Here is a 7,622-nt window from a genome sequence, read left to right on the forward strand (position 1 = left end):
AATATATAAATAAACTCTACGTCATTGTAATATAAATTATTGAATGAATAATGATGTAAAAAAAGAGACGCTACTCAATACCTCTTTCGACCATGCTTACGATAGTTATGGCTTCACGGTAACTAGTACACGAATAGAATCCGGTACTAGTGATAAATTTGCTAGCGCTTGCTCACCTTGCGCTTGCAACTGCTCTAGACGCTCAACTTCTTCAGGACGCACATTAGGGTTAATAGTTTGCAGGTGCTTGAGACGTTTGATCTCACGTGACCATTGCTGGTTAAAGCGTGCACTTGCTTGCTCACCAATGTCCGCTAACTGTGCTCGTGCGATCTCCTCAGCTTCATAATAACGACTCTCAATCACATCACTGCGTACTTTGACGACTTGGCGCGCGCGGGTTTTATCCAAACGGTCAATATGTGGCATAATCATCTCGCTACTGATACGCGCAGACAAGTCACTTCCTTGCTCACTGATAAAGACACGAATGTTCTGAGTAGGTAGAGTAGCTGGTAGGTTAAGTAACTTTGGCGCAATCGCTTCAACCCTAAAATGAACCTCAAGCATAATCATACCTTGAGGAATGGCATTGCTCTTGAGCATCGCTACCGTCGTATTGCCAAAGGTACTCGTGCTGGCAAGCTCATAAATCGATCGCATCAATGGATGTTCATGGGTGACAAAATCGATGTCTTCGCGCTGCAGCGCAAGATTGCGATCAAAGGTCAACGTCATACCTTCTTCATCACCAAGTGGCAACCCTTCAATATACTCACTAACTTCGGTGCTATCAAGCGGTGCAAGCACCCAAGAACCATCGCGCTGGATACTGTAATCGACATTGGCTGATGCCAAAAAGCGCTCAATAAAGGGCGGTAGTACATTATGAGCATCAAAATCATGCATCGCATCTGCAATACGCCCAGCGACGCGTGGACGGCATGAGTTGTATTCGAGCAGACGATCACGCCCTGCTTGCAGCTGCGCTTCTAGCGCCAAACGCATTTGTAGTGCTTCAGCAATGAGGTCTTGCAAAGCAGCACGGTTTTCAGCGCTATCAGCGCCTTCAAGTAGCGGTTTGAGCGTTTGAATATACTGTTCTTGCACGCTTTGAGCAGTCGGAGATATCTGATTGAACATATTTAGTGCGCTGCTATACCACTGATATAGACGCTCTTGCGCGGTCCCTTGTACATAAGGAACGTGTAGCTTGATTTGCTGTGTTTGCCCAATACGATCTAGGCGACCAATACGCTGCTCTAACGTATCTGGATTGGCAGGCAGGTCCCACAGTATCAGCTGACTTGCAAACTGAAAATTACGGCCCTCAGAGCCAATCTCTGAACACAACAATATCTGCGCGCCTTCACTATCGGCGAAGAATGCTGCCGCTTGGTCACGCTCAAGTAGAGTCATCTGCTCAGTAAAAATGGCAGTCTTAATACCAGCATGTAAACGCAATACTGCCTCTAAGCTTTCTACGGTTGCACCACTACGAGCAATCAGTAAGACTTTTTCTTGTTTAAGCTCACCTTTTAATATATCAATCAACCATGGCACACGTGGATCATCTTCTAGCCAGCCGCCATCGGGCTGGTTTTCTTCACCCCACAGCTGTTCACGCAGCTTGCCATTGGTTTGATAGCTGTCCTGCCACGCCTCAGGTAATGGTAATGGATATGGCTGACTGCTACGTCCATAGAACCCTTTAACACTCTCACGAGTATTACGGAACAAAACCCGCCCTGTGCCATGACGATCTAATAGCTCATTAAGGGCATAAGTACGTAATTTGTCATCTTCATTAATCGTTGCCAACTCATCGTCATTTAAATTCAATAAGGCAGTTAATGCAGCGATTTGTCCGTCATTTAACGGCTTATCGTCAATTAAAACCCTAGCCACTGCCGCAGTTTCAGCAAAGGCTTCTTGACCGGCAACAAACTCATCCAAATCATCAAAGCGATCGGAGTCGAGCAAACGCAAGCGCGCAAAATGACTTTGTACGCCCAGCTGCTCAGGCGTAGCCGTTAGCAACATCACACCAGGCGTTTCTTCAGCGAAGTCAGCCACTAAGTCATATTTTTCGTTGCCGCCCGCTGCTTCATCCCAGTGCAAATGATGCGCCTCATCGACGACTAACAAATCAAACCCGGCCTCTATCGCTTGATCATATAAGTCAGGATGGTCAAGTAGCAGATCCATGCCAGCGATGATGCATTGCTCTGTAGCAAACACATTTTGCTCAGGATCATGCTCTTTAATCGCTGCAGTACGGACCAAATCAAACAAAGCAAAGTTTAGGTTAAAGCGGCGGCGTAATTCAACCATCCATTGATATTGCAAACTATCAGGAACCAATACTAAAACGCGCTCAGCTTTACCGGTTAAGAGCTGCTGATGAATAATAAGACCCGCCTCGATGGTTTTACCAAGGCCTACTTCATCGGCAAGCAGTACACGCGGCGCAATACGCTTACCGACTTCGTGGGCGATATACAGCTGATGTTCAATAATATCGACACGCGCTCCCATCAAACCCTTTAACGGATGTCCTGCCAGCGCTGATTGCATACGCAATATATCTTGACGCAGCTCATACCAGTCTCCGCGCTCGATACGACCCGCCAACAGCCTTTCAAGTGGCTTTGCCAAAGTGATATTTGCCGCAAGTCGAGTTTCCATAATACCTTTTTCGTGCTCATCGACACTATATTTGAGCACGCCCATCACCTCATCAACCGCAGTGACCGTATAGCTATTTCCTTGCTGATCACTGATACTATCACCAACCTTGAACACGACACGCGACAACGGTGCAGAGTTTTTTGCATACACTCGCGTCTCTTCGCTTTGCGGGAATAAAATATGAACACAGCGGTCGTCTACATCGATAACCACGCCCAAGCCAAGCTCGGACTCAGTGTCAGATAAATGGCGTTGACCAACGGCGAATTCGGTACTATGCAATGAGGCGGTGGAGATAGTCATAAGGCGATGTCTTTTGTACTCAGATGATAAGAAAATGGGCGACAACAACATCGTACTACTCTTAAATAAAGCACAATGAAGTTGTTACGATAGTCAGCACTATCGTTTGAAGATGCATATATTAACTTAGTTAAGCGACGTTTTAGCAAAACCAGTCAAGTGCACCATTATATAACGTTACCGGCTAAATGCGTGCAATAAGTTGGTTTTTCAAGTGCAGATCGATGAGGAATATAGATAATAAAATGAGTGGTGTTTTACGAAACTTATGGTGAGGATTATACCTACAGTAATAAGTTGCCATAAGTTAGTATTATCTATAACCATTATAACAACTAACATCCTTACGCTTACTGACGTATTTTTCAATTTTCGCTCAAAGCATGCTACATTGAGTCGTTACTGACAAAAGCAGCACATAATATCTTGTTACCCAAAATAGTATGCTTTGTTTTATGAAAAAATGTCCAAACACCACCTATTCTATTCATCGTCATAAAAACACTACAAGAGACTTTATAAATTAAAAAATTTTATAAATAAGGATTAATTATGCAAGCGGTTTTTTTAGATAAAGGAACATTCTCTGATGGCGTAGACTTGCCAGCACCCGCAGGCGTGACTGACTATATCACTTATGATGACACCTCTGCAGACATCAGCCTCATTATTGAGCGCTGCCAAGATGCTGACATTATCTTTACCAATAAAGTTCAGATTACTGCTGACGTGATTGCTAATCTCCCTAAACTTAAGCTCATTCAGCTGACTGCCACTGGCATGAACAACGTCGATCAAGAGGCGTGTAAAGAGCACAACGTTACTTTATATAATGTCGCAGGCTACGCGGTCAAAAGCGTTCCTGAACATACCTTTATGCTTATGCTAAACGCAATGCGAGCTGGCATTTATTATCACCAAAAGGTGGCTGATGGCACATGGCGAGACAACGGCAACTTTTGTCTGCTTGATGTGTCTCTTGTAGATTTAGAAGATAAGACTCTAGGGATTATTGGTGTGGGTACTATCGGTAAGCGTGTGACCGAAATAGCCCGGGCGTTTGGTATGACAGTATTGTGGGCAGAGCATCAAGGACGCACACCGCGTAATGATGACTATACCGCCTTTGAAGAGGTACTCGACCAATCTGATGTGATAAGTCTGCACTGTCCATTAAATGAGCAGACTAAGCATCTTATTAATCAAAACACCTTAGCAAAAATGAGCAAACAACCTTTGCTAGTGAACGTCGCTCGCGGCGGCATCGTCGATAGCCAAGCCCTAGCGGTTGCTGTCCATAATGAACAAATCCTTGGCTACGCAACGGATGTCTTTGAACAAGAACCTATCACAGCAGATGACCCACTATTAAGTATGAGCGATCATCCACGCGTGATATTTAGCCCGCATAATGCGTGGGGTAGTAAAAGCGCACAAGAGACTCTCTGGCAAATATTAAGTAAGCAAGTGGCAGATTTCGTCACCGATCATCAATAAATATTTAACGGGTAAAGTGTAGCCAGTTATCTTCGATTTTACGGTATTTAAGCATGATGCGGTCACTTAAATAGTTGTTCGTCACCTGCCATGGATAGCGATTGCCCTGCTTGGGTAGCTCATCTTTTGCACGGCGTACATAGCCTGCTGATAGCGCACCAAGAACCGTATCTGGCTGCAATTGCACCTGTTCTTTATCGGTTATAGCTTGTGGGCAGACGACATCATAATGGTGCTTTTTCATATGCTTGAGTACTCTGACCACATATTGACACGCCAGATCTATTTTTAGCGTCCATGACGCATTGGTGTAGCCAAACATCATCGCGATATTGGGCACGCCCTCAAGCATCACAGCTTTATAAGTCATGCGCGCACCGACATCGATAAGCTCACCATCGACATATAGCGCGGCCCCGCCTAGTATCTGGAGCTTGAGTCCTGTTGCGGTCACAATAAGATCTGCTTCTATATGCTTGCCAGATGTTAAGGCGATACCCGTCTTGGTAAAATGACTGATTTGATCGGTCACGACCTCTGCTCTTTTGCCATGTAGTGCAGTAAATAAGTCGCTATCAGGTACCGCACACAAACGCTCATCCCACGGATTATAAGTAGGCATAAAGTGAGCAACATCGACACCGCTGCCTTTCAGCTCTTTTTTGACGCCATGTTTTAATACTGCTTTTAGGACGTTAGGCGCATGAGTAGCAAATTGATACAGACCTTGTTGCATTAGGACATTGCGTGTACGCAGTAAGGTATATGCCTGATGCCTTGATAAAGGTGAAAACTTACCCGCTAGCCAGTCAAGTGCATAATCATCGCCTGGCACACTGGCTACATAAGTCGGTGAGCGCTGTAGCATGGTTACACGACGCGCACATTGCTCACCATTTTCATCGACTAGCGCTGGTACTAAGGTCATCGCAGTCGCACCACTACCAATCACCACGATATTTTTATCATTGTAATCCACATCTTGCCAATACTGTGGATGCACGATATCACCTTGGAATTGTTCCTCACTCTCAAAATGTGGTCGATATCCTGCATCATAGTCATAATAACCAGTTGCACCAACGATAAATTTCGCTGTCATCGTATATACTTCACCGCTGGCATGGTTTTTGACCACGACGGTCCACTGTTTAGCAATACTTGACCATGATAGCTGCTGCACGTCATGTTGATAGCGTATATGTTTTTCAACCCCAAACTCGCGCGCGGTATCTGCTATATAGTTTTTGATGTCATCACCTTTAGCTAGCATCTTATGATCTAACCATGGACGAAAACTATAACCAAAAGTCAAAGCATCAGAGTCCGAACGAATACCAGGATAAGTAAACAAGTCCCATGTACCACCCAAGTCTGCACGCTTCTCTAATATAATAAATGGCTTGGTAGCTTTATCTTTAACACGCTTTTTTGCCTTATTGAATAGCTTTTGATGGTTTTGCTGCAAGCGACACGCCATACCGATTCCGGAGATACCAGCACCAATGATTAAGACCTCATAATCCGCCGTCACGTTCGATTGAGATTTTGATCGCGTCAGGCGAGCTTTGGTCATATTTTTTATAGAATCAACACCGATCATCATCTCATCCTATTTTAGTAACTGATTGTCCTAAATTCATAATATATAGCTGTTACTACTCTCTACGCTACTAAATTAACGCACTAAACTTGATTTGATATTCTTAAAGATGCGCCACGTTTAAAACGGTATTGCGCTTTCCCAGTCCATCCAAGCGCCAAGTACAGGATGCTTTAGACGTAGCTGCTGGGCATGCAAATTTAGACGCGGTGCAATTTGTAGTGCCAGTCCTTCTGCATAAATGGGATCACCGATAATGACATGTCCTGTATGCACCATATGCACGCGCAATTGATGGCTACGTCCTGTCACTGGTTTTAGCGCAACACGAGTGACTGCTTGACCGTTACATTGTTCATAAGCGAGTACCTCATACAAGGTCAAGGCATTTTTACTCCAATCATGATCAACGATATGTCGCGGCTTGGTTGTCGGCTCATATCTTACGGGCACGGATATTTTTCCCGTTGCCCCTATCCTCTCCCAAGTACCAAAAACCCGCGCTTGATAGGTCTTTTGCGGCAACCTATCAATGAATTGTTTACTAATATTAGTCTGAGCCGCCGAATTTTTTGCAAATATAAGCAGGCCTGAGGTATCCATATCCAAACGATGAATAAGTTTTACATCAGGATTGGCACGTTCAAGTCGAGCCAATAAACTGACCTTTAAGGTCTTACCATCAACACTTAATAGCCCTGCAGGCTTGTCTACTACCCAAATATCATCATCTTCATAGACGGTAATTTCTTGCGCAAATTTTTGAAAAAACGCCAAGGGATACTGAGTTTCTTGTAAATTCATGGCAGCGATGTCATCATCGGTAAAAGGCATAAAAAATGGCTACTTATATAAATAGGTTTAAATGAGGTAAAAAGGCATAATCAGTCGTCTAGGCGTTTTTACTGACTAAAACATAAGGACAATCTGCTACAAAAATGTAGTGTCTGTTAATTTGTGTTTCGATTTATTGTACTAATACTAGTTGTTAAGCATTTTAACCACCGTTTGTCTGTCAAGAGTTGGCAAACATGCTAATATAATGGCACATTTTCACTTCCATTCAATACTTCTTAAGCCGTAAGTAGATAATTAATGGGATAAATATAAGTCACTTGTCTTGTACAGCAATGAGATATTTATACTTAATTTACCAAACTACTTTTATCTATTACTGGTAAAAGATGATACAACAAGAGAGAATAATTATGTCAGACCTTATTGTTAATACCACTGATACAGATTTTGACCAAGACGTATTGCAATCTGATGTCCCAGTTTTAGTAGACTTTTGGGCAACATGGTGCGGTCCTTGTAAGTCAATAGCGCCTATCTTAGAAGATTTGGCCAACGACTATCAAGGTAAAGTAAAAATCGTCAAAGTCGATGTAGACAATAACCCACAAGCAGCAAGCCGCTTTGGTATCCGTAATATCCCAACTTTATTCGTCTTTAAAGACGGCGAAAAGGTAGATTCAGTAATGGGTCTACAGCCAAAATCTGAACTTGCTAAAGTACTTGATAATGA

The 7,622-nt window shown here is 43.5% G+C and carries 5 protein-coding genes; 2 read left to right on the forward strand and 3 right to left on the reverse strand.

What is annotated here, in order from left to right:
• Positions 1-105: 105 nt before the first annotated feature.
• Positions 106-2,994 (reverse strand): RNA polymerase-associated protein RapA, encoded by a 2,889-nt coding sequence (gene rapA, locus PENNN9_RS10220; protein ID WP_058369584.1) that lies wholly within the window; start codon positions 2,992-2,994, stop codon positions 106-108.
• Positions 2,995-3,546: 552 nt separating this feature from the next.
• Here rapA and PENNN9_RS10225 point away from each other — a divergent pair.
• Positions 3,547-4,491 (forward strand): D-2-hydroxyacid dehydrogenase, encoded by a 945-nt coding sequence (locus PENNN9_RS10225; protein WP_058369585.1) that lies wholly within the window; start codon positions 3,547-3,549, stop codon positions 4,489-4,491.
• A 4-nt stretch (positions 4,492-4,495) separates the two neighbouring features.
• Here the strand turns inward: PENNN9_RS10225 and PENNN9_RS10230 are convergent, their stop codons facing one another.
• The gene (locus PENNN9_RS10230; RefSeq protein ID WP_227511794.1) at positions 4,496-6,097 is read right to left on the reverse strand and encodes a flavin-containing monooxygenase; all 1,602 of its coding nucleotides are present in this window, start codon (positions 6,095-6,097) and stop codon (positions 4,496-4,498) included.
• Between the two features lie 117 nt (positions 6,098-6,214).
• On the reverse strand, positions 6,215-6,928 hold the full coding sequence (locus tag PENNN9_RS10235; protein WP_058369587.1) for an RluA family pseudouridine synthase: 714 nt from the start codon (positions 6,926-6,928) through the stop codon (positions 6,215-6,217).
• A 374-nt stretch (positions 6,929-7,302) separates the two neighbouring features.
• On the opposite strand from PENNN9_RS10235, the gene trxA reads away from it, so the two are divergent.
• Positions 7,303-7,622 (forward strand): thioredoxin (gene trxA, locus PENNN9_RS10240; protein WP_058369588.1); only part of this gene is annotated, 320 nt, incomplete at its 3' end.

The sequence above is a fragment of the Psychrobacter sp. ENNN9_III genome, from assembly GCF_001462175.1.
Taxonomy (GTDB): Bacteria; Pseudomonadota; Gammaproteobacteria; order Pseudomonadales; family Moraxellaceae; genus Psychrobacter.

Coding starts and splice junctions, on each gene's coding strand:
- PENNN9_RS10225 (WP_058369585.1), top strand. CDS start 3,547: ATGCAAGCGGTTTTTTTAGATAAAGGAACATTCTCTGATGGCGTAGAC.
- PENNN9_RS10235 (WP_058369587.1), bottom strand. CDS start 6,928: ATGCCTTTTACCGATGATGACATCGCTGCCATGAATTTACAAGAAACT.
- rapA (WP_058369584.1), bottom strand. CDS start 2,994: ATGACTATCTCCACCGCCTCATTGCATAGTACCGAATTCGCCGTTGGT.
- PENNN9_RS10230 (WP_227511794.1), bottom strand. CDS start 6,097: ATGATGATCGGTGTTGATTCTATAAAAAATATGACCAAAGCTCGCCTG.